The organism is Pseudomonas sp. LPB0260 (genome assembly GCF_013388395.1).
The window spans coordinates 952,374-977,717 of the sequence record NZ_CP058247.1 but is presented as its reverse complement, the minus strand read 5'-3'; the positions used below and the strand labels follow the sequence as shown (position 1 = coordinate 977,717).

Genomic DNA, 25,344 nt, shown 5'->3' with positions numbered 1-25,344 from the left:
GCGCTGCGCCGAGGCGCGGCAGAGGAGAGAATATGCAGAAGGTTCTGGTCAGCCGTTGCCTGCTCGGCCATCCGGTGCGCTACGACGGCGGCGCCCACGGCCCCATCGGGCTGCTCGAGCGCTGGCAGGCCGAGGGGCGCGTGGTGGGCCTGTGCCCCGAGGTGGCCGGTGGCTTGCCGACGCCGCGGCCGCCGGCGGAAATCCCCGGTGGCCAGGGCGCCCAGGTGCTCGACGGCCTGCTGCCGGTGCGCAGTGTGGACGGCGAGGACTTCAGTGCCGCCTTCCTCGCCGGCGCGCAGCAGGCGCTGGCACTGGTCGAGCGCCAGCAGATCCGCCTGGCGGTGCTCAAGGCACGCAGCCCGTCCTGCGGCAACCGCGAGAACTACGACGGCAGCTTCAGCGGCCGCAAGGTCGCCGGCGAAGGGGTCACGGCGGCGCTGTTGCGCCGGGCCGGGGTGCAGGTGTTCAGCGAGGAGGAGCTGGCCGAAGCCGAGGCGGCGCTGCGCGCGCTGGAAAGCGTTGAGGCGGGATTCGCGGCGGAATGAAAAAAGGGAGGCCTATGGCCTCCCTTCTTCGTTGCCCGGCGGGCTAGAACAGCACGCGGCTGCGGATGGTGCCGTGCACGTGCTGGAGCTTTTCCAGGGCCAGGTCGGAGTACTCGGCGTCGACGTCGATCACCACGTAGCCGACCTTGTCATTGGTCTGCAGGAACTGACCGGAGATGTTGATGCCGTTGTCGGCGAACACCTTGTTGATCTCGCTCATGACGCCCGGCACGTTGGCGTGGATGTGCAGCAGGCGGTGCTTGCCCGGGTGCGACGGCAGGGCCACCTCGGGGAAGTTGACCGAGGACACCGAGGTGCCGTTGTCGCTGTACTTGACCAGCTTCTCCGCCACTTCCAGGCCGATGTTGGCCTGTGCCTCGGCGGTGGAGCCGCCGATGTGCGGGGTCAGGATCACCCGGTCCAGGCCGCGCAGCGGGCTCTCGAACTCCTCGTCGTTGGACTTGGGCTCGACCGGGAAGACGTCGATGGCCGCGCCGATCAGGTGCTCGTCCTTGATCGCCTCGGCCAGCTTGTCCAGCTCGACCACGGTGCCACGGGCGGCGTTGATCAGGATGCCGCCCTTCTTCATGGCGCGGATTTCCTTCTCGCCGATCATCCACTGGGTGGAGGCCAGTTCCGGCACGTGCAGCGAGACGATGTCGCACATGCCCAGCAGTTCGTAGAGGTTGCCGATCTGCGTGGCGTTGCCCAGTGGCAGCTTGGTCACCACGTCGTAGAAGAACACCTGCATGCCCATGGCCTCGGCCAGCACCGAGAGCTGGGTGCCGATCGAACCGTAGCCGATGATGCCGAGCTTCTTGCCGCGGATCTCGAAGGAGTTGGCCGCGCTCTTGATCCAGCCGCCGCGGTGGCAGGAGGCGTTCTTCTCGGGGATGCCGCGCAGCAGCAGGATGGCCTGCGCCAGGACCAGTTCGGCCACCGAGCGGGTGTTCGAGTAGGGGGCGTTGAACACCGCGATGCCGCGCTCGCGGGCGGCGTCCAGGTCGACCTGGTTGGTGCCGATGCAGAAGCAGCCGACGGCCACCAGCTTCTTGGCGCAGTCGAACACTTCGGCGGTCAGCTGGGTGCGCGAGCGGATGCCGATGAAGTGGGCTTCGGCGATCTTCTCTTTCAGCTCGTCGCCTGACAGGGCGCCCTTGAGGTACTCGATGTTGGTGTAGCCGGCGGCCTTCAAGGTGTCCACGGCATTCTGGTGGACGCCTTCGAGGAGAAGGAACTTGATCTTGCTCTTGTCGAGAGAGGTCTTGCTCATCGGAGTACCTGTTGTCCCACAAATAGTGTCAGGGAAGCGTCAGCGGCGTTGCTGATCGCGCCCGCGCAAGGGCCTGGGGGGCGCGATTCGCGGGGTGCGTATGCTAGCATGATCTCCTTTTTCCATGCTTGGTTGCGACCTGAATGGTTCTCAGGGCGACCATGAATCGTTTGAGAGTTCACTTGATGACCACAGCTGCCCTGATCGAAGAACTTAAGACCCTGGTCGAGCCCGGCAAGGTGCTCACCGATGCCGATTCACTCGCCACCTACGGCAAGGACTGGACCAAGCACTTCGCGCCCAATCCCGCTGCCATCGTCTTCCCCAAGAGCGTCGAGCAGGTCCAGGCCATCGTGCGCTGGGCCAACCAGCACAAGGTCGCCCTGGTGCCGTCCGGCGGTCGCACCGGGCTGTCCGCCGCCGCAGTGGCGGCCAGCGGCGAGGTGGTGGTGGCCTTCGACTACATGAACCAGATTGTCGAGTTCAACGAATTCGACCGCACCGTGGTCTGCCAGCCGGGGGTGATCACCCAGCAGCTGCAGGACTTCGCCGAAGACAAGGGGCTGTACTACCCGGTGGACTTCGCGTCCGCAGGTTCCAGCCAGATTGGCGGCAATATCGGCACCAATGCCGGCGGTATCAAGGTGATTCGCTACGGCATGACCCGTAACTGGGTGGCCGGCCTGAAGGTCGTTACCGGCACCGGCGAGCTGCTGGAGCTGAACAAGGACCTGATCAAGAACGCCACCGGCTACGACCTGCGCCAGCTGTTCATCGGCGCCGAGGGCACCCTCGGTTTCGTCGTCGAGGCCACCATGCGCCTGGACCGTGCGCCGCAGAACCTCACCGCGATGGTCCTCGGCACCCCCGACTTCGACTCGATCATGCCGGTGCTGCATGCCTTCCAGGGCAAGCTCGACCTGACCGCCTTCGAGTTCTTCTCCGACCGCTGCCTGGACAAGATCCTCGACCGCGGCGACGTGCCGGCCCCCTTCGAGACCCGCACGCCTTTCTATGCCCTGCTGGAGTTCGAGGCGACCACCGAGCAGGTGGCCGAGGCGGCCCTGGCCACCTTCGAGCACTGCGTCGAGCAGGGCTGGGTGCTCGACGGGGTGATGAGCCAGAGCGACCAGCAGCTGCAGAACCTGTGGAAGCTGCGCGAATACATCTCCGAGACCATCTCGCACTTCACTCCGTACAAGAACGACATCTCGGTCACCGTGTCGAAGGTGCCGGCCTTCCTCGCCGACATCGACAACCTGGTCAACAGCAACTACCCGGACTTCGAGGTGCTCTGGTACGGCCATATCGGCGACGGCAACCTGCACCTGAACATCCTCAAGCCGGACGCGCTGAGCAAGGACGAGTTCTTCGCCAAGTGCGCGACGGTGAACAAGTGGGTGTTCGAGGTGGTGCAGAAGTACAACGGCTCGATCAGTGCCGAACACGGCGTCGGCATGACCAAGCGCGACTACCTGGGCTACAGCCGCTCCGCGGCGGAGATCGGCTACATGAAGGCGATCAAGGCGGTGTTCGACCCGAACGGCATCATGAACCCGGGCAAGATCTTCCCGCTCTGACCGGCGCGCCTGCGCCTTTGGTAGCAGTGACAGCCCATGTCGGCCAGGCCAGCATGGGTGATCGAGCATTGAACAGACCCAGCTTTGTAGGGTGGAAAACCGCGCAGCGTTTTCCACCATTAGCCGCAAGGAGTCCCCATGAGCTACCAGCACCAGTATGTCGACGGCACCCATATCCACTTTCCCATGGGCAAGGTGGTGTGCATCGGCCGCAACTACGCCGAGCATGCGCGGGAACTGAACAACCCGGTGCCGACCGAGCCGCTGTTGTTCATCAAACCCGGCAGCTGCGTGGTGCCGCTGGATGACGGCTTCAGCATTCCCGAGGACCGTGGCGCGGTGCATTACGAGGCGGAGATCGCCGTACTGATCGGCAAGCCGCTGTCGCGTTGCCCCGATGCGGAAGAGGTGCGCGACGCGATTTCCGGTTTTGCCCCGGGCCTGGACCTGACCCTGCGCGAAGTGCAGGCCCAGCTGAAGGAAAAGGGCTATCCCTGGGAAATCGCCAAGTCCTTCGATGGCGCCTGCGTGCTGGCGCCGTTCGTGCCGGGTGATGCCATCGAGGCGCTGGAGGACATCGGCATCCGTCTGAGCATCAATGGCGAGGTCCGCCAGGACGGCAACAGCCGCGACATGCTCAACCCCATTCTGCCGCTGATCCAGCACATCTGCGGTCACTTCAGCCTGCAGCCGGGGGATGTCATCCTCACCGGCACGCCGGTCGGTGTCGGTCCCTTGCACAAGGGTGACGAACTGGTGCTGGAACTGGTCGGCCACTCGCGCTTCAACAGTCGCGCGCTGTAAGGCGCCTGGCCCTATCGGGGCGCCCCCGGGCGCCTTTCGTCGCGGCAATCGAACCTTAATGCCGGGACGTTAGTCTGACGGGAGTTCTTTTCCCGAGCAGTGCCCGATGCCTGTATTGCCGTCCCCCCTGCTGCGCCCGCGTCGGCTGGCGCTGTTGTCGCTGCTCCTGCTGCTGGCGCTGGCGCTCGACTACCTGCAATGGCACAAACGCGGCTATTTCTGGATCAAGGAGCAGGGCTTCAGCCTGGTCGAGCGCCAGGCGAGCATCTGGTTGCCCGACTACCGGGCGGTCCTGCGCGGCAAGCCGCTGGCCGGCCTGGAGGACGACGAGACCTCCGGGCTGACCTATCACCCGGGCCGCGACACCCTGTTCACCGTCACCGGCAAGCATCCGCAGCTGGTCGAGCTGTCGCTGGATGGCGAGGTGTTGCGGCGCATCCGTCTCGAGGGCTTCGCCGATCCGGAGGGCGTGGAGCTGGTGGCGGACGGGCGCCTGGCGATCATCGACGAGCGCCGCCGCACCCTGACCAGCTTCCATCTGGCCGATGATGCGCAGAGCATCGATGCGCGCGATTACCCGGCCTTCGACCTGGGTTTCGCCGACGCCGGCAACAAGGGCTTCGAGGGTATCGCCTGGGACGCGCGCCAGCAGCGCGTGCTGCTCGGCAAGGAGCGCGGTCCGCTGGGCCTGTTCAGCTTGCCGTTTCCCGGCGAGGACGGCGTGTCCGGCACCCTGCAGCCCCTGCCGATGGGCAACCTCTTCGTGCGCGACATTTCCTCCCTGACCCACGACGCGCGCACCGGCCACTCCCTGGTGCTCTCCGACGAATCGCGGTTGTTGCTGGAGCTGGATGAGGGCGGCGAGCCGGTCAGCTTCATCAGCCTGACCGGCGGGCGCAACGGCTTGCTCGAGGGTATCGAGCAGGCCGAAGGCGTGACCATGGACGCGGACGGCAATATCTACATAGTCGGCGAGCCGAACCTGCTGTACGTGTTCAAGCGTGGGGCGAAAACCTAGCCCGCCGCTCAGTCAGCGCTCGGCGACAGCGTTCAGCGGGTGAGGCGCTTGACCCCTTCGGCAGTGCCCAGCAACAGCAGGTCGGCCGGGCGCGCGGCGAACAGGCCATTGGTGACCACGCCGACGATGTTGTTGATCTGCGCTTCCAGCTCGCTCGGGTTGACGATCGACAGGTTGTGCACGTCGAGGATCTGGTTGCCGTTGTCGGTCACCACCCCTTCGCGGTACACCGGGTCGCCACCCAGCTTGACCAGTTGGCGGGCGACGTGGCTGCGCGCCATGGGGATCACCTCCACCGGCAGTGGGAAGGCGCCGAGCACCGGTACCAGCTTGCTGGCGTCGGCGATGCAGATGAAGGTCTTGGCCACCGCCGCGACGATCTTCTCGCGGGTCAGCGCGGCGCCGCCGCCCTTGATCAGGTTGAGGTGCTCGTCGCTCTCGTCTGCGCCGTCGACGTAGAACTCCAGGTCGCTGACCGCGTTCAGCTCGTACACCGGGATGCCGTGGCCCTTGAGGCGCGCGGCGGTGGCTTCCGAGCTGGCCACGGCGCCATCGAACTCCATCCGGTGCTTGGCCAGGGCGTCGATGAAGCAGTTGGCGGTGGAGCCGGTGCCGACCCCGACGACGCTCTTGGCGTCGAGCTTGGGGAGGATGAAGTCGACGGCGGCCTGGGCGACTGCCTGTTTCAGTTGATCCTGGGTCATCGCGGTTTCTGCGCCTGATTGAAGTCGGGAGGCGCGAATTATAGCCGTTTGCGCCGGCAAAACCCCGCCATTCGTATGGTCGCTCGGCGCGGGCCTGGGGTAGACTCCGGGGTCCCCTAGCGCAACCGCCTGCGATATCGCCATGCTCGAACAGTACGTCAAGAAGATCCTCACCTCGCGCGTCTACGACGTCGCGGTGGAAACCCCCCTGCAAGCCGCCAACCAGCTCTCCGAGCGTCTGGGCAACCAGATTCTGCTCAAGCGCGAAGACCTGCAGCCGGTGTTCTCCTTCAAGATTCGCGGCGCCTACAACAAGCTGGCCCAGCTGTCGGCCGAGGAGCAGGCCCGCGGCGTGGTCACCGCCTCGGCCGGCAACCACGCCCAGGGCCTAGCCCTGGCGGCCAAGGTGCTGGGGGTCAAGGCGACCATCGTGATGCCCAAGACCACCCCGGAAATCAAGGTCAACGGCGTGCGCTCGCGTGGCGGCAAGGTGGTGCTGCACGGCGACAGCTTCCCCGAGGCGCTGGCCTATTCGCTCAAGCTGGTGGAGGAGAAGGGCTACATCTATATCCACCCCTACGACGATCCGCACACCATCGCCGGCCAGGGCACGGTGGCCATGGAGATCCTCCGCCAGCACCCGGGCCAGCTGGATGCCATCTTCGTCCCGGTGGGCGGCGGCGGGCTGATCGCCGGCATCGCCGCCTACGTCAAATACCTGCGCCCCGAGGTCAGGATCATCGGCGTCGAGCCGGACGACTCCAATTGCCTGCAGGCCGCCATGGCCGCCGGCGAGCGCGTGGTGCTGCCGCAGGTCGGGCTGTTCGCCGACGGCGTGGCGGTGGCGCAGATCGGCGAGCACACCTTCGCCATCTGCAAGGACCACGTCGACGAGGTGATCACCGTCAGCACCGACGAGATCTGCGCGGCGATCAAGGACATCTACGACGACACCCGCTCGATCACCGAGCCGGCCGGCGCCCTGGCCGTGGCCGGGATCAAGCGCTATGTCGAACGCGAGGGCTGCCGCGACCAGGTGCTGGTGGGCATCGATTCGGGGGCCAACGTCAACTTCGACCGCCTGCGGCACGTCGCCGAGCGCGCCGAGTTGGGCGAGAAGCGCGAGGCGATCATTGCTGTGACCATTCCCGAGCAGCCGGGCAGCTTCAAGGCCTTCTGCGAGGCGATCGGCAAGCGCCAGATCACCGAGTTCAACTACCGCTACCACACCGACAGGGAGGCGCACATCTTCGTCGGCGTGCAGACCCACCCGGAGACCGACCCGCGCGCGGCGCTGGTGGCGAGCCTGCGCGAGCAGGGCTTCCCGGTGGTCGACCTGACCGACAACGAACTGGCCAAGCTGCACATCCGCCACATGGTCGGCGGCCATGCCGCGCGGGTCAGCGACGAGGTGGTGCTGCGTTTCGAGTTTCCCGAGCGGCCGGGGGCGCTGTTCAACTTCCTGCAGCGCCTCGGTGGGCGCTGGAACATCTCGATGTTCCACTACCGCAACCACGGCGCGGCCGACGGCCGGGTGGTCGCCGGCCTGCAGGTGCCCCAGGCCGAGCGCCACCTGGTGCCGGCGGCGCTGGACGAGATCGGCTACCCCTACTGGGACGAGAGCGACAATCCGGCCTACAAGCTGTTTCTCGGATGAGCCGGTGCGCCGGCAGGAAGGCTGAATGGAACACTATCAACTGCTGAAACTGGCCCACAGCCTGCCTGGCATCCTGCTGCTGCTGGGTGTGCTGGCCCACGTGCTGATGCTGTGGAAGGCGGCGCGCGGCGGCGATGCCCAGGTGCTGCAGCGCAAGCTGGCGCGCACCCGCTCGATCAGCCTGCCGCTGCTCGGCCTGCTGGCCCTGAGTCTGCCGGTCAGCGGCTGGTGGCTGGTCGATCTGGCGGGCTGGCCGCTGGGGCAGACCTGGTTGCTGGCCAGTAGCCTGCTGTTCGCCTTGCTGGTGATCGGCGGCCTGTTGCTGAGCGGGCGTCTGACTGCCTGGCAGGCCCTGGGCGAGACGCCGGCGCCTGCGCGGTTGATGCGCTTCACCGCCGGCTATGCCGGGCTGATCCTGCTGGTGCTGTTGCTGATCCTCGGGCTGATGGGCGCCAAGCCGGCCTGAGGGCCGTGGAGAAACCAGAACGCCGCCCATCCGGGCGGCGTTTTCGTTGGCGCGGGGCGACGTCTAGCGTAGCGAGATGATCGGCCAGCCGCGGCTCTGCGCTTCGGCGCGCAGCTTGGCATCGGGGTCGACCGCCACCGGCCGGGTCACCCGCTCGAGCAGCGGCAGGTCGTTCATCGAGTCGCTGTAGAAGCAGCTGTCGTCCAGGCTCAGGCCGGTTTCGGCGAGCCAGCGGTTGAGGCGGGTGACCTTGCCCTCCTTGAAGCAGGGCACGTCGGTGGTGCGGCCGGTGTAGCGGCCGTCGGCCATCTCGCATTCGGTGGCCAGCAGGGTGTCGACGCCCAGGCGTGCGGCGATCGGCGCGGTGACGAAGCGGTTGGTGGCGGTGATGATCAGCAGCTTGTCGCCGGCGGCGCGGTGCTCTTCCAGCAGGGCTTCGCCCTTGGCCAGGATGATCGGTTCGATGCAGTCGCGCATGAACTCGCGGTGCCACTGTTCGAGCTGGGCCATTTCGCTGCGCCCGAGTATCTCCAGGCTGAAGTTCAGGTAGTCGCGAATGTCCAGGCGACCGGCCAGGTAATCCTCGTAGAAGGCGTCGTTGCGCGCCTTGTAGGCCACGCCGTCGAGGATGCCGCGCTCGCACAGGTAGTCGCCCCAGGCGTGGTCGCTGTCGCCGCCGAGCAGGGTGTTATCGAGGTCGAAGAGGGCCAAGCGCACGCGGATCACCTTTTATTGCAGAAGCCGAGGGGCGCCAGAATAGCGGCTTTTCCGGGGCATTCCTACTTAGCGGACGGCCGCGTTGCCGCTGCCGCGGGCTTTGTGGAACAATGCCGAAACATGCGTTTACGAGGTTGTGCGCCGTGATCGACCCTGATGGTTTTCGCCCTAATGTCGGCATCATCTTGACCAATGATGTCGGCCAGGTGCTCTGGGCGCGTCGGATAAACCAGGACGCCTGGCAGTTCCCGCAAGGCGGGATCAACGACCATGAGTCGCCGGAAGAAGCGCTGTTTCGTGAATTGAACGAGGAAGTCGGCCTGGAGCAGGAGGATGTGAAAATTCTCGCCTGCACCCGTGGCTGGTTGCGGTATCGTCTGCCTCAACGTCTGGTCCGCACCCACAGCCAGCCGCTGTGTATCGGCCAGAAACAGAAATGGTTCCTGCTGCGCCTGCAGTCGGACGAGAACAAGGTGCGCATGGACCTGACCGGCAAGCCGGAGTTCGATGGCTGGCGCTGGGTCAGTTACTGGTATCCATTGGGCCAGGTGGTCACATTCAAGCGCGAAGTCTACCGTCGCGCCCTCAAGGAACTCGCTCCGCGCCTGTTGGCGCGGGACTGACACTGACTAGAGCCGAGCCATGCTCAATACGCTGCGCAAGATCGTCCAGGAAGTTAATGCCGCCAAGGACCTCAAGGCGGCGTTGGGCATCATCGTGCAGCGCGTCAGGGAGGCCATGGGCAGCCAGGTCTGCTCGGTCTACCTGCTCGACCCGGAAACCAACCGCTTCGTCCTGATGGCCACCGAAGGCCTCAACAAGCGTTCCATCGGCAAGGTCAGCATGTCGCCCAGCGAGGGCCTGGTCGGCCTGGTCGGCACCCGCGAGGAGCCGCTGAACCTCGAGGACGCCGCCGCCCATCCGCGCTACCGCTACTTCGCCGAGACCGGCGAGGAGCGTTTCGCCTCCTTCCTCGGCGCCCCGATCATCCACCACCGGCGGGTGATGGGCGTGCTGGTGATCCAGCAGAAGGAGCGTCGCCAGTTCGACGAGGGCGAAGAGGCCTTCCTGGTGACCATGAGCGCGCAGCTCGCCGGGGTCATCGCCCACGCCGAGGCGACCGGCTCGATTCGCGGCCTGGGTCGCCAGGGCAAGGGCATCCAGGAAGCCAAGTTCATCGGCGTGCCCGGGTCGCCCGGCGCCGCGGTCGGCACCGCGGTGGTGGTGCTGCCGCCGGCTGACCTGGAGGTGGTGCCGGACAAGGCCATCGATGACATAGACGCCGAACTGGCGCTGTTCAATACCGCCCTGGAAGGGGTGCGCGCGGACATGCGCAACCTCTCGAGCAAGATGGCCAGCCAGCTGCGCCCGGAAGAGCGCGCGCTGTTCGACGTGTATCTGATGATGCTCGAAGACGCCGCCCTGGGTAACGAGGTGGTCAACGTCATCCGCACCGGCCAGTGGGCCCAGGGCGCCTTGCGCCAGGTGGTCGGCGAGCACGTCAACCGCTTCGAGCTGATGGACGACGCCTACCTGCGCGAGCGCGCCTCCGACGTCAAGGACCTCGGCCGCCGCTTGCTCGCCTACCTGCAGCAGGCGCGCCAGCAGACTCTGGAATACCCGGACAACTGCATCCTGGTCAGCGAGGAGCTGTCGCCAACCATGCTCGGCGAGGTGCCCGAGGGCAAGCTGGTCGGCCTTGTCTCGGTGCTCGGCTCGGGCAACTCCCATGTGGCGATCTTCGCCCGCGCCATGGGCATCCCCACGGTGATGGGCGCGGTCGACCTGCCCTATTCGAAGATCGACGGCATCCAGCTGATCGTCGATGGTTACCACGGCGAGGTGTTCACCAACCCCAGCGAGCTGCTGCGCAAGCAGTACGCCGATGTGGTCGAGGAAGAACGCCAGCTGACCCAGGGCCTCGATGCCCTGCGCGCCTTGCCCTGCGAGACCCTGGACGGCCACCGCATGCCGCTGTGGGTCAATACCGGCCTGCTCGCCGACGTCAAGCGGGCCCAGGAGCGCGGCGCCGAGGGTGTCGGCCTGTACCGCACCGAAGTGCCGTTCATGATCAAGGAGCGCTTTCCCAGCGAGAAGGAACAGCTGGCCATCTACCGCGAGCAGCTGGCCGCCTTCCATCCGCTGCCGGTGACCATGCGCAGCCTGGACATCGGTGGCGACAAGGCACTGAGCTATTTCCCGATCAAGGAAGAAAACCCCTTTCTCGGCTGGCGCGGTATCCGCGTGACCCTCGACCACCCGGAAATCTTCCTGGTGCAGACCCGTGCCATGCTCAAGGCCAGCGAGGGCCTGAACAACCTGCGCATCCTGCTGCCGATGATCTCCGGCATCCAGGAGCTGGAGGAGGCCCTGCACCTGATCCACCGCGCCTGGGGCGAGGTGCGCGACGAGGGCACCGACGTGCCGCTGCCGCCGGTCGGGGTGATGATCGAGATTCCCGCGGCGGTCTACCAGACCCGCGAGCTGGCGCGCCAGGTGGACTTCCTCTCGGTCGGCTCCAACGACCTGACCCAATACCTGCTGGCGGTGGATCGCAACAACCCGCGGGTCGCCGACCTCTACGATTTCTTCCACCCGGCCGTGCTGCAGGCGCTGGGCAAGGTGATCAGCGACGCCCACGCCGAAGGCAAGCCGGTGAGCATCTGCGGCGAGATGGCCGGCGACCCGGCGGCGGCGGTGCTGCTGATGGCGATGGGCTTCGACAGCCTGTCGATGAACGCCACCAACCTGCCCAAGGTCAAGTGGCTGCTGCGCCAGATCAGCCTGGGCAAGGCCAAGGAACTGCTGGCCCAGGTGATGAGCATCGACAACCCGCACCTGATCCACAGCACCCTGCAGCTGGCCCTGCGAAATCTGGGCCTGGGCCGCATGATCAATCCGGCGTCGGATATCCAGGCCTGACAGCGTGCCCGGCGTCCGCCCCGCCGGACCTCCTCAGCATTCGAACTCGATCTCGCCCAGCGGCTTGCCATAGGGGCCATAGCGCCGCTCGACCAGTTGCCGTGAACCGTCGGCGCGCACCAGCAGCGCCGTGCTGGCGAGGGTGCCGTAGCTGCGCGTGGCGATGAAGATGCCCGAGAGCAGGCGCTCGGTATTCAGGCCGACGCCGGTGTCGGGCAGCGCGGAGTCCGGGGGTTGCTGGGGGTCGTGCAACAGGTCCAGGAGTGAAGGCGGCTGGGGTTCGATCAGGCACTCGCTGAGCAGTGCCTTGCCCTTCTCGACCTTTGGCCAGGGCGTGTCCAGGGCGGCGTTGGACAGGCCATAGATGCCTTCGCAAAGCTGCTGCGGGGTGCCTTCGCGGGAGTTCAGCAGCCACAGCTGCCGGGCGTCGCCGACCAGCAGGTTGAACGCCGAATAGTCCTCGGCGCGCTCGGCCAGTTCGCCCAGGAACGCCTCGGGGCCAAGCTCACTGCGCAGAAACTGCACCGGTAGCTCGCCGCGCGAGCGGCCGAAAGGCGGCTGCCGCGGGTCGCGAATATTGGTCAGGGCGGCGTAGCGGCCCTGGGGGCCTACCGCCAGCCAGGTACCGCCGGCTTGCAGGTCCCGTCCGCCGTAAATGCCCGGGGCGTCCTCCCAGGGCGCCAGTGGCTGGCTCGGCCGGTCATAGAATTCGTCGCGGTTGGCGGCCAGCACCAGTGGCAAGGGGTGCGAGGGGCGCCAAGCGAATACGATCAGGCACATAGAAACTCCTTGAGTGACGGGACTCTGAAGGTGTGTCTCGGTAGCCGACCGTGACCTCACTGCGGCCCAGGCGGGCCAGAGTCCAGTTCCAGCAGATGCGTTTTCTTGTTGTGACAGTTCGCTCCTGAAGCGCCCAACATTTGCCCGACAGCTTAGGGCTGACAGCCGGCAAGGGAAAGGGGGAACGGGCCAATTTGCGAGGTCGAACGGCTACCCCCTCATGGCCGCAGGCGCGACCTGGCGGACCGGGCAGGGCGACAAGGGGCCTGCTGCGGTCTGCGGCGGTGGAGTGCGGATGCCCGCTTCCGTTACCATGCCGCTTTGTTTTCGGGGGCGTCGATGGAGCTGTTGCTGTATTTGCTGCTGGGCGCGGCAGCGGGGGTACTGGCGGGCCTGTTCGGGGTCGGCGGCGGGATGATCATCGTGCCGGTGCTGGTGCTGAGTTTCAGCGCCCAAGGGTTCGATCCGCTGGTGCTGACCCACCTGGCGGTCGGCACCTCCCTGGCGACCATCGTCTTCACCTCGGTCAACTCGGTCGTCGAACACCATCGCAAGGGCGCGGTGCGCTGGCCGGTGTTCGCCTGGATGACCCTTGGCATCGTCCTCGGCGCCGGCCTGGGCTCGCTGACCGCCGCGTCTATCCAGGGACCGATGCTGCAGCGGATCATCGGCGTGTTCGCGATCTGCGTGTCGATCCAGATGGCCCTGGACCTGCGGCCCAAGGCCAGCAGCACGGTGCCGGGCAAGGTCGGCCTGGGCGCTGCCGGCGGCCTGATCGGCTGGGCCTCGGCGATCTTCGGCATCGGCGGCGGCTCGCTCAGCGTGCCCTTTCTGGTCTGGCGCAGTCTGTCGATGCAGCAGGCGGTGGCGACCTCGGCGGCCTGCGGTCTGCCGATCGCCGCGGTCGGGGCGCTGAGTTTCATGTGGCTGGGCCGGGACAATGCCGGGCTGCCGGCCTGGAGCCTGGGCTATGTGTACTTGCCGGCGCTGGCCGGGGTGGCCGGTACCAGCATGTTTTTCGCGCGCTTCGGTGCGCGCCTGGCGCATCGCTTGTCGCCGCGCGTGCTCAAGCGTCTGTTCGCCCTGCTGCTGTTCGGCGTGGGCCTGAATTTCCTGATTTGAGGAGTGTTGCATGCTGCCTTACCCGCAGATTGACCCGGTGGCCATCGCCCTGGGGCCGCTGAAGATCCATTGGTACGGCCTGATGTACCTGATCGGCATCGGCGGCGCCTGGTGGCTGGCTTCGCGCCGGCTGCATGCCTTCGAGCCGCGCTGGAACAAGGAGAAGCTTTCCGACCTGGTGTTCTGGGTGGCCATGGGGGTGATCCTCGGGGGGCGTCTGGGCTATGTGCTGTTCTACGACCTGGCCGCCTACCTCGAGCAACCGAGCCTGATCCTCCAGGTGTGGAAGGGCGGCATGTCGTTCCACGGCGGCTTTATCGGCGTGCTGCTGGCCACCTGGTGGTTCGGCAGCCGCAACGACAAGGGCTTCTTCCAGCTGATGGACTTTATCGCACCGCTGGTGCCGATCGGCTTGGGTGCCGGCAGGATTGGCAACTTCATCAACGCCGAACTGTGGGGCAAGGCCACCGACCTGCCCTGGGCCATGGTCTTCCCCACCGACCCGCAGCAGCTGGCTCGCCATCCCTCGCAGCTGTACCAGTTCGCCCTGGAGGGCGTGGCGCTGTTCACCATCCTCTGGTTCTACTCGCGCAAGCCTCGGCCCACCATGGCGGTCTCGGGCATGTTCGCCCTGTGCTACGGCATCTTCCGCTTCATCGTCGAGTTCGTCCGGGTGCCGGACGCCCAGCTCGGCTACCTGGCCTGGGGCTGGCTGACCATGGGCCAGGTGCTGAGCCTGCCGATGATCCTCGGCGGCCTCGGCCTGATCGCCTTCGCCTACCACCGTCAGGGAGCCACCCGATGAAACAGTACCTCGACCTGATGCGCCTGGTGCGCGAGACCGGCACCTTCAAGAGCGACCGCACCGGTACCGGCACCTACAGCCTGTTCGCCCAGCAGATGCGTTTCGACCTGGCCGAGGGTTTTCCCCTGGTCACCACCAAGAAGTGCCACGTCAAATCCATCATCCACGAGCTGCTGTGGTTCCTGAAGGGCGACACCAACATCAAGTACCTGAAGGACCATGGCGTCAGCATCTGGGACGAGTGGGCCGACGAGAACGGCGACCTCGGTCCGGTGTACGGCTACCAGTGGCGCAACTGGCCGGCGCCGAACGGCGAGTCGATCGACCAGATCAGCCAGCTGATCGAGATGATCAAGAAAAACCCGGATTCGCGGCGGCTGATCGTCTCCGCCTGGAACCCGGCGCTGGTCGAGCAGATGGCCCTGCCGCCGTGCCACGCGCTGTTCCAGTTCTACGTCGCCGAGGGCCGGCTGAGCTGCCAGCTGTACCAGCGCTCGGCGGACATCTTCCTCGGCGTGCCCTTCAACATCGCCAGCTACGCCCTGCTGACGATGATGGTCGCCCAGGTCTGCGACCTGCAGCCGGGCGAGTTCGTCTGGACCGGCGGCGACTGCCACCTGTACGCCAACCATCTCGAGCAGGCCGACCTGCAGCTGACCCGCGAGCCGCTGCCGCTGCCGACGATGAAGCTCAATCCGGCGGTGAAGGACCTGTTCGCCTTCCGCTACGAGGACTTCGAGCTGGTCGGCTACCAGTCCCATCCGCATATCAAGGCGCCGGTCGCGGTATGACCGGCGGGGCGCCGCAGGCCTGATGCTGGGCGCCCTGCCGCGGGCCTTCGGCCGGTGGGGCGGGGCTGGGCGTTATCACCTGGTGGTGGCGGTTCGCCCCATCGCGGGTGGGCAGGGGCGGCGCATTTGTTACCCTGACGGCTTTGTGGGTTGGGGAGGAAGCTGTTTATGTCGAGGATTCTGAGCGCCTTACTGCTGTTCTGGCTGGCCCTGCCGAGCTGGGCGGCCGAGCCGTCCGGGCCGCTGCTGCGCGTGGGTATCAGCGAAGTGCCGCCCTTCGTCATCCAGGAGGAGAACGGCGAGTGGCGCGGCATCAGCATCGACCTCTGGCAGGAAATCGCCGCCCAGGCCGGCTATCGCTTCGAGTTGCAGCCGATGGCGTTCCAGGAGCTGCTGCCGAGCCTCGAGGCCGACAGGCTCGACGTGGTGGTCGGCGCCCTGACCATGACCGCCGAGCGCGAGGCGCGCTTCGACTTCACCCACCCCTTCTACCAGACCGGCCTGGCCATCGCGGTGCCGCGCGAGGGCGAGGGTGGTGGCTGGCATGCCCTGAGGGCGCTGCTGTCCTGGCAGTTCCTCAGCCTGGTGCTGGGGCTGGCGGCCCTGTTGCTGCTGGTCGGCGCCTTGGTCTGGCTGTTCGAGCGGCGGCGCAACCAGGAGCAGTTCGGCGGCAGCCCGGCCCAGGGCCTGGGCTCCAGCTTCTGGTGGGCGGCGGTGACCATGACCACGGTTGGCTATGGCGACAAGGCCCCGGTGACCCTCGGCGGGCGCCTGATCGGCCTGGTGTGGATGTTCGCCGGCCTGATCATGGTGTCGACCTTCACCGCGGCGGTGACCAGCACCCTGACGGTGGGCAACCTGCAGGGCGGCATCCAGGGCACCGATGACCTGCGCCGGGCCCATGTCGCCACCATCGACAAGACGGTCAGCGCGCGCTACCTGGAAAACCAGCGCATCCGCCACAGCGACTACCCGAACCTGCTGAGCGCCATGCGTGCGGTGCAGCAGGGCGAGGCCGATGCGGTGGTCTATGACCTGCCGATCCTGCAGTACCGCAATGGCGAACTGGGCCAGGGCGGCCTGCGGGTGCTGCCCGGTACTTTCGAGAACCAGTCCTACGCCTTCGCCCTGGCCAGCGGCAGCCCCTACCGCGAGCAGCTCAGCCAGGCGATCCTGCGGGTCACCGGCAGCGATGACTGGCGCAAGCTCAAGGAACTCTACCTGGGCCGCCCCTGAGACTGGGCAGCGCCGGTGAGCAGCTGGTGTCCGAGCTGTTCGACCGCTTCGCGCCGCTCGTCGGAGTCGCGCCAGCGGCCCGGCGCCAGGCTCGACCACTGCGGGTGGGCGCGGGCTCTGCGCAGCGGCTCTGGCAGCGGCTCGTCGCGCCAATCCGCGTCGGCCGGAGTCTCCAGGCGCAGGGTCGTGGTGGCCGCGTGGCCGCGGGCCGCCAGGGCGTCCAGTAGCTGGCGCTGACGCAGGGCCAGCAGGCGCAGCACCGCGTCGTCCACCGTCAGTTCATGTTCGCCGCGAAGCTTGCCGAGCAGACGGGTGCCGTAGTTGCGCGCGGTCTGCAGCCCGCCGCCGGCCAGGGCGCCGAGCAGCGCGGCGGCGCCGAGGGTGATGCCGCCCACCAGCAGGTCGATGCCGGCGCCGGTTGCCGCGCCGGCGGCCATGCCGCCGCCGACCTTGAGACCGAGCTGCCGCAGGGTTTCCGGGTTGAACAAGTCATCGCCCCAGCGGCCGTCGAGCAGCGGCAGCTCGCCGGCCCGGGCATCTTCCGGGCGGAAGGCGTAGAGCCGCAGCAGGGCCTCGACGCAGCGCTGTTCGCGCTCACGGATGGCCTCGCGTAGCTGTTCGATCGCCTGGCGCTCCGGCTCGGCCTGCGCGGCGACGCTGCGGCGGCAGGCGGCGCAGTCGATCAGCAGTTCGGCGATCAGCCGGGCGCCGGCGTGTCGGCGGCTCGCGCGTTGCGCCTGGTGATCGTCGATCAGCCGCTGCAGTGGCGCCTGGGCCTGGTCCAGCAGCAGCGCCAGGCTCTGGTACAGGCGCCGCTCGCCGTCTTCGGGTGGCGCCACCGTGTCGAAGGCGACCCGGGCATGCAGGCCCAGGCGGGCCAGGACCGTGGCCCAGTCCGCTTCGCGATGCGCGCCGCCGGCGACGAAGTTGAGCACCGGCAGCAGCGGGCGGCCGGTCATGCTCAGCACCGCCAGTTCGTCGCGGTACTTGGCCAGCACCGGCTCGCGGGCGTCGATCACGTAGAGTCCGGCGTCGGAAGCCAGCAACTGGCGCAGCACCTTGGCCTCCTGCTCGAAACGCTGGCGCGCTTCGCTGCCGTCGAGGAAACGCGCCAGGCGCGCCGGGCCGTCGAGGCGTTCGCCGGGTCGGTCCTGGCGCTCCAGGTAGTCGAGCAGGGCGATGGCGTCCTCCAGGCCGGGGGTGTCGTACAGCTCCAGCAACGCCTCGCCGTCCACCGACAGCCGTGCGCCCTCGACGTGACGGGTGGTGCTGGCCCTGGGCGACACCTCGCCGAAACCGACGTCGCGGGTCAGGGTGCGCAGCAGCGAGGTCTTGCCGACATTGGTGTGGCCGACCACGGCCAGTCTCAGGGGGCTAGTCATGGCCCGTCTCCAGCCAGGTCAGGGGCGCCGCGTCGCCGTGGGGCAATTGCAGCTGCGCCAGGGCGTCGTGCCAGTCGGCCAGACGCGCGGCGTCCAGGGCTTCCCCGGGCGGCGCCGGCAGCAGCCAGATGCGCGTGGCGCCGGCGCTGCGCGCCAGCTCGCCAAGCAGCGCCAGGCTGCCGCGGTCCGGCGAGCGGCGTGGGTCGCAGGCCACCAGCAGGCGCGCAGGCGGAAAGCGGCTGAGCTGTTCGAGCAGGCGCTGGCGCTGTTCGCGGCTGTCGATCACCCCGGCGTCGCCGACGCCGGCAGGCAGGCTCGGCGGCCAGGGACGGCGCTCGTCCAGCTCGACGGCTACCAGCAATGCCCCGTCGCTGCCCTGCGGGCCCGCCGCTGCCGGCGCTCGGGCTGTGGACGCGGGCGCCGCGTCGCACACGCCGAGGCGCTCGCTGCCCGGCAGCAGGCGCTCGCGCAGCAGGTCGTAGCCGGGCAGCCCGGTGTCCAGGGTCAGGCGCGCACTGCCGCGGCGCCAGCGCCACAGGCACAGCAGCATCAGCAGCAGGCGCGGCAGCAGGCCGTAGACCAGCAGCACGCCGAGCAGCCAGGCCGCCCAGCCGTGGCGCGCCGCCTCGCTGGTCAGCGCGCCGGCGCCGCTGGCGCGGATCAGCTCGGCGTCCGGCAGGGCGAAGCCGAGCAGCCCCGGCAGAGCGCCCAGGGCCTGGGTCAGGGCGATGAAGGTGTCGCCGCCGAGAATCGTGCTTTCCCAGACGAAGCCGTAGCGGCGGGTGGCGAGCAGGGCCAGCAGACTCAGCAGGGCGGCGAGCAAGGCCAGCAGCCACAGGCCGTGCACCAGCACGCCGAGTCCCCAGCGGCCCAGGCGTGCGCGCTGCAGCAGCAGGAGCAGGGCCGGGGCCAGTTGCGCGGCGCGGGCGTCGCGGGCGAGCTTGTCGCTGAGCCACAGCCACAGGCGGCCGAGGGCACTGGCGTTGTCGCCGGCCAGCAGCAGGCCGAGAAACCAGCCGAGCAACAGCAGCAAGTCGAGGCCCAGCAGGCTGCCCAGGGCCCAGAACACGTTAACCGGGCGCTGGCCATCGCCCAGGGCGGCCAGGGCCAGTCCGGCGCCACTGAGCAGGGCCAGCAGCAGCAGGGCGGCCAGGGCGAGGCGGGCCCCCTGCAGCCAATGGCGCAGCGCCAGCAGCAGGCCGTCGCGTTCGGCGAGCAGCAGGGCGCGGGCCTGGATGCGTGCGGCCAGGTTGCCCCCCGTGGCGCGGGCCCGGCGGTTGGCTTCGCCATCCTCCAGCGGGCCGGCCTGCTCCTCGCGCAGGCGAATCGCCTCGCTCAGCCACAGGCGTTGCAGAAGATCGAGGCTGGGCTTCTCGGTTGGGCTCACGCGACGTTCCAGTGGCAGGTGGAAAACAGAGCATAACCGCACAGTCACAGCCATGGCACAGTCACGCCGCTATACTCCGCCGGCCAGACCGCTCGGCCCGGCGGCGGGCCGCCCGCTGCCGACTGTCCAACCTTACAACGCTAATGCGAGTGCCGTCGTGAAGTTACCGCACCTGGATTGGGTCAATCAGGATTCCCCCTATCTGCGCCAGCATCATCAGGGCTTCAATACCCTGGGTTTCGAGGGCGAGCTGGAGCCGGCGTTCCGCCGTTATCACGCCGACCTGTTCCTGCGGCGCATGCGCTGGGCGCTGCTGGTGGCCATGTTGCTGGCTCTGCTGTTTGTCGTGCTGGATATCTTCAACCTGCCGGAGCCGCTGCGCGGGCAGATCCTCAGCCTGCGCCTGGGGGTGATCCAGCCGGCGCTGCTGCTCGCCTGGCTGGCGACCTATCGGCGGGCGCTGCGCGACTACCTGCAGTTGATCGGCGGCGCGGTGGCCCTGCTGTGCGGGCTGGCGGTGGCGGGCATCATCGGCATTGCCCGCTACCATGCCTTTCCCCTGCCCTATGAGGGCATCATCCTGGTCACGGTGTTCTTCTACTTCCTCGCCGGTCTGCGTTTCGCCACCGCGGCGCTGTGCGGCTGGCTGACCTTTATTGCCTACCTGGCGGCGGAGTTGATCATCGGCTCGGCGGGTGAAACGCTGGTCAGCAACGCCCTGTTTCTCGGGTTGGCCAATGTCATCGGTTCGGTCGGCTGTTACTTCCAGGAGTACGCCACACGGCTGAACTTCCTCGCCCACGGTCTGCTCCAGGATCTGGCGGACAAGGACTTCCTCACCGGTCTGCTCAATCGCCGCGCCTTCACCGAGCGGGCCGAGCGCAGCTGGCGGCAGGCCCAGCGCGAGGGGCGCGCCTTGGGGCTGGTAATGATGGATGTGGACTTCTTCAAGCGCTACAACGACCACTACGGGCACGCCGCCGGTGACGAGGCGCTGCGCCAGGTCGCCAGGGTGATAGGTGAGCACGTCAGGCGTCCGCTGGACTGCACGGCCCGCTATGGTGGCGAAGAGTTCGTCGGCTGCTGGTACGACCTGGGTGAAGAGCAGATGCTGCTGATTCTGGAGAAGATCCGCAGCGCCATCGAGGCCCTGGGCCTGCCCCATGTGCAGTCGGATGCGGCCGCCGTGGTCACCCTGAGCATCGGCCTGGCCTACCTGACCCCGCAGCCGCACCAGAGCCTGGAGGACGCCCTGCGCGTGGCCGACGTGGCCCTGTACCTGGCCAAGGAACAGGGGCGCAACCGGGTGGTGTGCAAGAAGCCCTGACGGCGGTGTACGGCGCCGAGGCTTCAATCATCGGCGCCGAGTGGGTATCCTCGCGGTCATGAAAACCTCCCTGCCTCTCTGTCTGATCGCTGCCCTCGCCGATAACCGGGTGATCGGCCGCGACAACCAACTGCCCTGGCACCTGCCGGCCGACCTCAAGCACTTCAAGGCGCTGACCCTGGGCAAGCCGATCATCATGGGTCGCAAGACCTGGGACTCCCTCGGCCGGCCGCTGCCGGGCCGCCTCAACTTGGTGGTCAGCCGCCAGCCGGGGTTGCAGCTGGAGGGGGCCGAGGTGTTCGCCTGCCTCGATGGGGCGTTGCAGCGGGCCGAGGCTTGGGCCCGCGAAACCGGCGCCGAGGAGCTGATGCTGATCGGCGGCGCGCAGCTCTATGCCCAGGGCCTGGAACGCGCCGATCGCCTGTATCTGACCCGCGTGCGCCTCAGCCCCGAGGGCGACGCGTTCTTCCCCGAGTTCAGCGAGCGCGACTGGCAGCTGGATTCGAGCAGCGAACAGGTGGCGCAGGACGCCGCGCCGGCCCACGCCTTCGAGACCTGGAGCAGGCGCTAGACTTCGCGCCTAGGCAGAAAAAAGCCCGGCCATTGGCCGGGCTTTTTCATGGACTCGGCATTCAGCCGTCGAGCAGGCTCTTGTCGCGAACCGCGCCCTTGTCGGCGCTGGTGGCGAGCAGGGCGTAGGCCTTGAGCGCGGTGGTGACCTTGCGCGGGCGGGCCTCGACCGGCTTCCAGCCCTTCTTGTCCTGGGCGTGGCGGCGGTGGGACAGCTCTTCATCGCTGACCAGCAGGTTGATGCTGCGGTTGTGGATGTCGATCTTCACCTTGTCGCCTTCCTGCACCAGGCCGATGGCGCCGCCGGCGGCGGCCTCCGGCGAGGCATGGCCGATGGACAGGCCCGAGGTGCCGCCGGAGAAGCGGCCGTCGGTGAGCAGGGCGCAGGCCTTGCCCAGGCCCTTGGACTTCAGGTAGCTGGTGGGGTAGAGCATCTCCTGCATGCCCGGGCCGCCTTTCGGCCCTTCGTAGCGGATGATCACGATGTCGCCGGCCTTGACCTCGTCGGCGAGGATGCCGCGTACGGCACTGTCCTGGCTCTCGTAGATCTTCGCCGTGCCCTCGAACTCGAGGATCGACTCGTCGACCCCGGCGGTCTTCACCACGCAGCCGTCCAGCGCGATGTTGCCGTAGAGCACGGCCAGGCCGCCTTCCTGGGAATAGGCGTGCTCGACGCTGCGGATGCAGCCGTTCTCGCGGTCGTCATCCAGACTGTCCCAGCGGGTGCTCTGGCTGAACGCGGTCTGGGTCGGGATGCCGGCCGGGCCCGCCTTGAAGAAGGTGTGCACGGCCTCGTCCTGGGTCTGGGTGATGTCCCACTCGGCGATGGCGTCGGCCATGCTCGGGCTGTGCACGGTGGCCACGTCGGTGTGCAGCAGGCCGCCGCGGGCCAGTTCGCCGAGGATGCCGAAGACGCCGCCGGCGCGATGGACGTCTTCCATATGGTACTTCTGGATGTTCGGCGCCACCTTGCACAGCTGCGGCACCTGGCGCGACAGGCGGTCGATGTCCTTCAGGTCGAAGTCCACCTCGCCTTCCTGGGCCGCGGCCAGCAGGTGGAGGATGGTGTTGGTCGAACCGCCCATGGCGATGTCCAGCATCATGGCGTTCTCGAAGGCCTTGAAGTTGGCGATATTGCGCGGCAACACGCCTTCGTCGCCTTCGCCGTAGTAGCGCTGGCACAGTTCGACCACCAGGCGGCCGGCGCGCAGGAACAGCTGCTCGCGGTCGCTGTGGGTGGCCAGGGTCGAGCCGTTGCCCGGCAGGGACAGGCCCAGGGCCTCGGTCAGGCAGTTCATCGAGTTGGCGGTGAACATGCCGGAGCAGCTGCCGCAGGTCGGGCAGGCGCTGCGCTCGTACTCGGCGACCTTCTCGTCGCTGGCGGTGTCGTCTGCCGCCACCACCATGGCGTCGACCAGGTCCAGGCCGTGGCTGGCCAGTTTGGTCTTACCGGCTTCCATCGGCCCACCGGAGACGAACACCACCGGGATGTTCAGGCGCAGGGCGGCCATCAGCATGCCGGGGGTGATCTTGTCGCAGTTGCTGATGCAGACGATGGCGTCGGCGCAGTGGGCGTTGACCATGTACTCCACGGAGTCGGCGATGATCTCGCGGCTCGGCAGGGAATAGAGCATGCCGTCATGGCCCATGGCGATGCCGTCGTCGACGGCGATGGTGTTGAATTCCTTGGCCACGCCGCCGGCCTTCTCGATCTCGCGGGCGACCAGCTGGCCCATGTCCTTCAGGTGCACGTGGCCGGGCACGAACTGGGTGAAGGAGTTGGCAACGGCGATGATCGGCTTCTTGAAGTCCTCGTCCTTCATCCCGGTGGCGCGCCAGAGGGCGCGGGCGCCGGCCATGTTGCGGCCGTGGGTGGAGGTTTTCGAGCGGTAATCGGGCATGGCGGTCAATCCTGGGGAGGCTGTTCAGGTCACGGGTTCGAGTCCCGCTGATCATACGTATGTTGAGCGCGATGCGCGCCGCTGGCAAACGCCCGTGAGCGTCTGCGAGGGGGCGGGGCCGATTGGCTGGGCGGGATCACCGCTCGCTCGGCCTGGGCTCAGGAGTCCGCCTGGGTTGGGGCAGGGTAGAAGGATTCTAATCCCAGGCGGCGCGCGGGTGAAAGCGTGGTCCGACGTCGGGTTACTCGATCAGCTCGATGCCGCGCAGGCGCTCGGCGCGCCGGCGCAGCAACTCGATGGTCACCAGCAGGGCGATGGACACCAGGATCAGCAGCGTGGCGATGGCCAGGATGCTCGGGTTGATCTGCTCGCGCAGGCCCGAGAACATCTGCCGGGGGATGGTGCGCTGCTGGGGGCCGGCCATGAACAGGATCACCACCACCTCGTCGAACGAGGTGATGAAGGCGAACAGCGCGCCGGAGATCACCCCGGGGCGGATCAGCGGCATGATGATGTCGAAGAACACCCGCAGCGGGGTGGCGCCCAGGTTGATCGCCGCGCGCACCAGGGAGTAGTCGAAGCCGGTCAGGGTCGCGGTGACGGTGATGATCACGAAGGGCGTGCCCAGCGCCGCGTGCGCCAGGATCACCCCCAGGTAGCTGCCGGCCAGGCCCAAGTCGGCATAGAAGAAGAACATGCCGGCGGCGGTGATGATCAGTGGCACGATCATCGGCGACAGCAGCAGGGCGGTGATCAGCCGGCGCTGGGGCATGTCGTCGCGCGACAGGCCGACCGCGGCGCAGGTGCCCAGGGCGGTGGCGATCAGGGTGGCGAAGAAGCCGATGAAGAAGCTGTTCTGGATCGCCAGGATCCATTTCGGGTCCTTGAAGATCTGCTCGTACCAGCGCAGCGAGTAGGCCTCGGGCTGCAGGCGCAGCATGCCCTCGGTGAAGCTGAAGAACGGCTCGACGTTGAACGACAGCGGCACTATCACCAGGATCGGCAGGATCAGGAACAGCAGCACCAGCCAGGAGCTGGTCTGCAGCAGCCAGGCACCGAAGCGGTGCCAGAAGCCGAAGTAGGCGGGAATCTTGCTCATCGGTTGTCTGCTCCTAGCCCAGCTTGATATTGCTGGCGCCGACGAAACGGTCGTACAGCCAGTACAGCACCAGGATCAGGCCCAGCAGCAGCGAGCCGAGCGCGGCGGCCAGTTCCCAGTTGTTCGAGCGCTGCATGTGGAAGGCGATGATGTTGCTGATCATCTGGCCGTCGGTACCGCCGACCAGCGCCGGGGTGATGTAGTAGCCGACCGAGATGATGAACACCAGCAGCGCCCCGGCGCTGAGCCCCGGCAGGGTCATCGGGAAGTAGATGCGGGCGAAGGCCGGAATCGGTCGGGCGCCCAGCGACATGGCGGCGCGCAGGTAGCTCGGGTCGATGCCGCGCATGACGCTGTACAGCGGCAGGATCATGAACGGCAGGAGGATGTGGGTCATCGCCACCACGGTGGCGAACGAGGTGTAGAGCATCTCGAAGGGTGCGCCGATCAGGCCGGTACCGAGCAGGAAGGAGTTGATCACCCCGTTGGTCTGCAGCAGGGCGATCCAGGCCGTGGTGCGCACCAGCAACGAAGTCCAGAAGGGCAGCAGGACCAGCACCAGCAGCAGGTTGGCGCGGTTCTCCGGCAGGCCGGCGAGGTAGTAGGCCAGCGGGTAGCCGAGCAGGGCGCAGAGCAGGGTGATGACCAGCGCCATGTTCAGGGTCTTGGTGTACAGCTGGACATAGATCTGCGTGTCCTCACGCATCTGGATGCCGTGCTCGGGGTGCAGCTCCAGGTCCAGGGCGGTGAGGTAGTAGTCGTAGGTGTAAGCCTGGCCGGCGCGCTGGATGGCGAACCACAGCTCCGGCTTCTGCCAGTTGCGATGGGCCTTGAGCACGGTTTCGGCGCCCTGGCTGGGAAGTTGCTCGGCATCGAGCCGGCGAACCTTGCGCGCGGTGGACTTGACCACGCTGGACATGCCGGCATAGGCACGGTTGAACTCTTCGGCCAGCTTGCCGGACAGACGCTGTTCGGCCAGGCCCTGCAGTTCCGTGGCGAACACGGCGAAGGTCTGTGGGTCGGGGGTGGTCTTGCCGTCCCAGCGCTCGAGTTCGGCCAGGGTCTGGGGGATCAGCTCGGCCACGGTCGGGTGGTGCACGCTGCGCCAGAGCATGGTGCCGATCGGGGCGACGAAGGTCAGCAGGATGAAGGCGAGCAGCGGTACGACGAACAGGAAGGCGGTGATGCGCTTCTTGCGTCGGGCGCTGGCGGCTTGGCCGGCTTCGGTGGTGGTCAGGGAAGACAAGCGGCGACTCCT

The 25,344-nt window shown here is 67.4% G+C and carries 23 protein-coding genes; 14 read left to right on the top strand and 9 right to left on the bottom strand.

The window, feature by feature from the left end:
- The first annotated feature begins 32 nt into the window (after positions 1–32).
- Positions 33–545 carry a DUF523 domain-containing protein gene (locus tag LPB260_RS04185; RefSeq protein ID WP_208707383.1) on the top strand — a complete coding sequence of 171 codons (513 nt, stop codon included), beginning with the start codon at positions 33–35 and terminating at the stop codon, positions 543–545.
- 43 nt (positions 546–588) lie between these two features.
- On the opposite strand, the gene serA is transcribed toward LPB260_RS04185, so the two are convergent.
- Positions 589–1,818 carry a phosphoglycerate dehydrogenase gene (gene serA / locus LPB260_RS04180; protein WP_208707382.1) on the bottom strand — a complete coding sequence of 410 codons (1,230 nt, stop codon included), beginning with the start codon at positions 1,816–1,818 and terminating at the stop codon, positions 589–591.
- Between the two features lie 185 nt (positions 1,819–2,003).
- Here serA and LPB260_RS04175 point away from each other — a divergent pair, with 185 nt between their 5' ends.
- From LPB260_RS04175 to LPB260_RS04165, 3 genes are all read left to right on the top strand, one after another.
- Positions 2,004–3,398, top strand: coding sequence for an FAD-binding oxidoreductase (locus tag LPB260_RS04175; protein WP_208707381.1), 1,395 nt, complete (start codon positions 2,004–2,006; stop codon positions 3,396–3,398).
- A gap of 138 nt (positions 3,399–3,536) precedes the next feature.
- Positions 3,537–4,202 (top strand): fumarylacetoacetate hydrolase family protein, encoded by a 666-nt coding sequence (locus LPB260_RS04170; RefSeq protein WP_208707380.1) that lies wholly within the window; start codon positions 3,537–3,539, stop codon positions 4,200–4,202.
- Between the two features lie 106 nt (positions 4,203–4,308).
- On the top strand, positions 4,309–5,220 hold the full coding sequence (locus LPB260_RS04165; protein ID WP_208707379.1) for an SdiA-regulated domain-containing protein: 912 nt from the start codon (positions 4,309–4,311) through the stop codon (positions 5,218–5,220).
- A 32-nt stretch (positions 5,221–5,252) separates the two neighbouring features.
- Here LPB260_RS04165 and rpiA read toward each other — a convergent pair whose 3' ends face one another.
- Positions 5,253–5,924 carry a ribose-5-phosphate isomerase RpiA gene (rpiA, locus tag LPB260_RS04160; RefSeq protein WP_208707378.1) on the bottom strand — a complete coding sequence of 224 codons (672 nt, stop codon included), beginning with the start codon at positions 5,922–5,924 and terminating at the stop codon, positions 5,253–5,255.
- 142 nt (positions 5,925–6,066) lie between these two features.
- Between rpiA and ilvA the strand changes: the two genes are divergently transcribed.
- Both ilvA and LPB260_RS04150 read left to right on the top strand, forming a co-directional pair.
- Positions 6,067–7,581 carry a threonine ammonia-lyase, biosynthetic gene (gene ilvA / locus LPB260_RS04155; RefSeq protein WP_208707377.1) on the top strand — a complete coding sequence of 505 codons (1,515 nt, stop codon included), beginning with the start codon at positions 6,067–6,069 and terminating at the stop codon, positions 7,579–7,581.
- A gap of 25 nt (positions 7,582–7,606) precedes the next feature.
- Positions 7,607–8,047 (top strand): DUF2269 family protein, encoded by a 441-nt coding sequence (locus LPB260_RS04150; protein ID WP_208707376.1) that lies wholly within the window; start codon positions 7,607–7,609, stop codon positions 8,045–8,047.
- A 63-nt stretch (positions 8,048–8,110) separates the two neighbouring features.
- Here LPB260_RS04150 and LPB260_RS04145 read toward each other — a convergent pair whose 3' ends face one another.
- Positions 8,111–8,764: an HAD family phosphatase gene (locus LPB260_RS04145; protein ID WP_208707375.1), complete on the bottom strand. Its 654-nt coding sequence runs from the start codon at positions 8,762–8,764 to the stop codon at positions 8,111–8,113.
- A gap of 143 nt (positions 8,765–8,907) precedes the next feature.
- On the opposite strand from LPB260_RS04145, the gene LPB260_RS04140 reads away from it, so the two are divergent.
- On the top strand, positions 8,908–9,387 hold the full coding sequence (locus LPB260_RS04140) for an RNA pyrophosphohydrolase (protein WP_208707374.1): 480 nt from the start codon (positions 8,908–8,910) through the stop codon (positions 9,385–9,387).
- Positions 9,388–9,406: 19 nt separating this feature from the next.
- Entirely contained in the window at positions 9,407–11,686 is a 2,280-nt protein-coding gene (gene ptsP, locus LPB260_RS04135) for a phosphoenolpyruvate--protein phosphotransferase (RefSeq protein WP_208707373.1), read from the top strand.
- 33 nt (positions 11,687–11,719) lie between these two features.
- Here ptsP and LPB260_RS04130 read toward each other — a convergent pair whose 3' ends face one another.
- Positions 11,720–12,466 carry an NRDE family protein gene (locus LPB260_RS04130; RefSeq protein ID WP_208707372.1) on the bottom strand — a complete coding sequence of 249 codons (747 nt, stop codon included), beginning with the start codon at positions 12,464–12,466 and terminating at the stop codon, positions 11,720–11,722.
- 339 nt (positions 12,467–12,805) lie between these two features.
- Between LPB260_RS04130 and LPB260_RS04125 the strand changes: the two genes are divergently transcribed.
- From LPB260_RS04125 to LPB260_RS04110, 4 genes are all read left to right on the top strand, one after another.
- Entirely contained in the window at positions 12,806–13,588 is a 783-nt protein-coding gene (locus LPB260_RS04125) for a sulfite exporter TauE/SafE family protein (protein ID WP_208707371.1), read from the top strand.
- Positions 13,589–13,598: 10 nt separating this feature from the next.
- A complete protein-coding gene (gene lgt, locus LPB260_RS04120) occupies positions 13,599–14,393 on the top strand; it encodes a prolipoprotein diacylglyceryl transferase (RefSeq protein WP_208707370.1) in 795 nt (264 codons plus the stop codon).
- On the top strand, positions 14,390–15,184 hold the full coding sequence (locus LPB260_RS04115; RefSeq protein ID WP_208707369.1) for a thymidylate synthase: 795 nt from the start codon (positions 14,390–14,392) through the stop codon (positions 15,182–15,184). The genes lgt and LPB260_RS04115 overlap by 4 nt, the downstream gene beginning before the upstream one ends.
- A gap of 168 nt (positions 15,185–15,352) precedes the next feature.
- On the top strand, positions 15,353–16,420 hold the full coding sequence (locus LPB260_RS04110) for a transporter substrate-binding domain-containing protein (protein ID WP_208707368.1): 1,068 nt from the start codon (positions 15,353–15,355) through the stop codon (positions 16,418–16,420).
- Here LPB260_RS04110 and LPB260_RS04105 read toward each other — a convergent pair.
- Together LPB260_RS04105 and LPB260_RS04100 are read right to left on the bottom strand one after the other, a co-directional pair.
- The gene (locus tag LPB260_RS04105) at positions 16,402–17,802 is read right to left on the bottom strand and encodes a GTPase/DUF3482 domain-containing protein (RefSeq protein WP_208707367.1); all 1,401 of its coding nucleotides are present in this window, start codon (positions 17,800–17,802) and stop codon (positions 16,402–16,404) included. The two genes, LPB260_RS04110 and LPB260_RS04105, sit on opposite strands and share 19 nt — an antisense overlap.
- Positions 17,795–19,189 carry a DUF2868 domain-containing protein gene (locus LPB260_RS04100; RefSeq protein ID WP_256625486.1) on the bottom strand — a complete coding sequence of 465 codons (1,395 nt, stop codon included), beginning with the start codon at positions 19,187–19,189 and terminating at the stop codon, positions 17,795–17,797. Before LPB260_RS04100 ends, LPB260_RS04105 begins: the two co-directional genes overlap by 8 nt.
- A 157-nt stretch (positions 19,190–19,346) precedes the next feature.
- Here LPB260_RS04100 and LPB260_RS04095 point away from each other — a divergent pair, with 157 nt between their 5' ends.
- The gene (locus LPB260_RS04095) at positions 19,347–20,516 is read left to right on the top strand and encodes a diguanylate cyclase (protein WP_208707365.1); all 1,170 of its coding nucleotides are present in this window, start codon (positions 19,347–19,349) and stop codon (positions 20,514–20,516) included.
- 58 nt (positions 20,517–20,574) lie between these two features.
- Complete coding sequence (locus tag LPB260_RS04090) at positions 20,575–21,087, top strand: dihydrofolate reductase (RefSeq protein WP_208707364.1); 513 nt, start codon at positions 20,575–20,577, stop codon at positions 21,085–21,087.
- Positions 21,088–21,148: 61 nt separating this feature from the next.
- Here LPB260_RS04090 and ilvD read toward each other — a convergent pair whose 3' ends face one another.
- The 3 genes from ilvD to LPB260_RS04075 all read right to left on the bottom strand — a co-directional run bounded on the left by ilvD (position 21,149) and on the right by LPB260_RS04075 (position 25,332).
- Positions 21,149–22,987, bottom strand: a complete 1,839-nt coding sequence (ilvD, locus tag LPB260_RS04085) for a dihydroxy-acid dehydratase (protein WP_208707363.1) — start codon at positions 22,985–22,987, stop codon at positions 21,149–21,151.
- A gap of 241 nt (positions 22,988–23,228) precedes the next feature.
- Positions 23,229–24,086, bottom strand: coding sequence for an ABC transporter permease (locus LPB260_RS04080; protein WP_208707362.1), 858 nt, complete (start codon positions 24,084–24,086; stop codon positions 23,229–23,231).
- Positions 24,087–24,099: 13 nt separating this feature from the next.
- Positions 24,100–25,332, bottom strand: coding sequence for an ABC transporter permease (locus LPB260_RS04075; RefSeq protein WP_208707361.1), 1,233 nt, complete (start codon positions 25,330–25,332; stop codon positions 24,100–24,102).
- Positions 25,333–25,344: the final 12 nt, after the last annotated feature.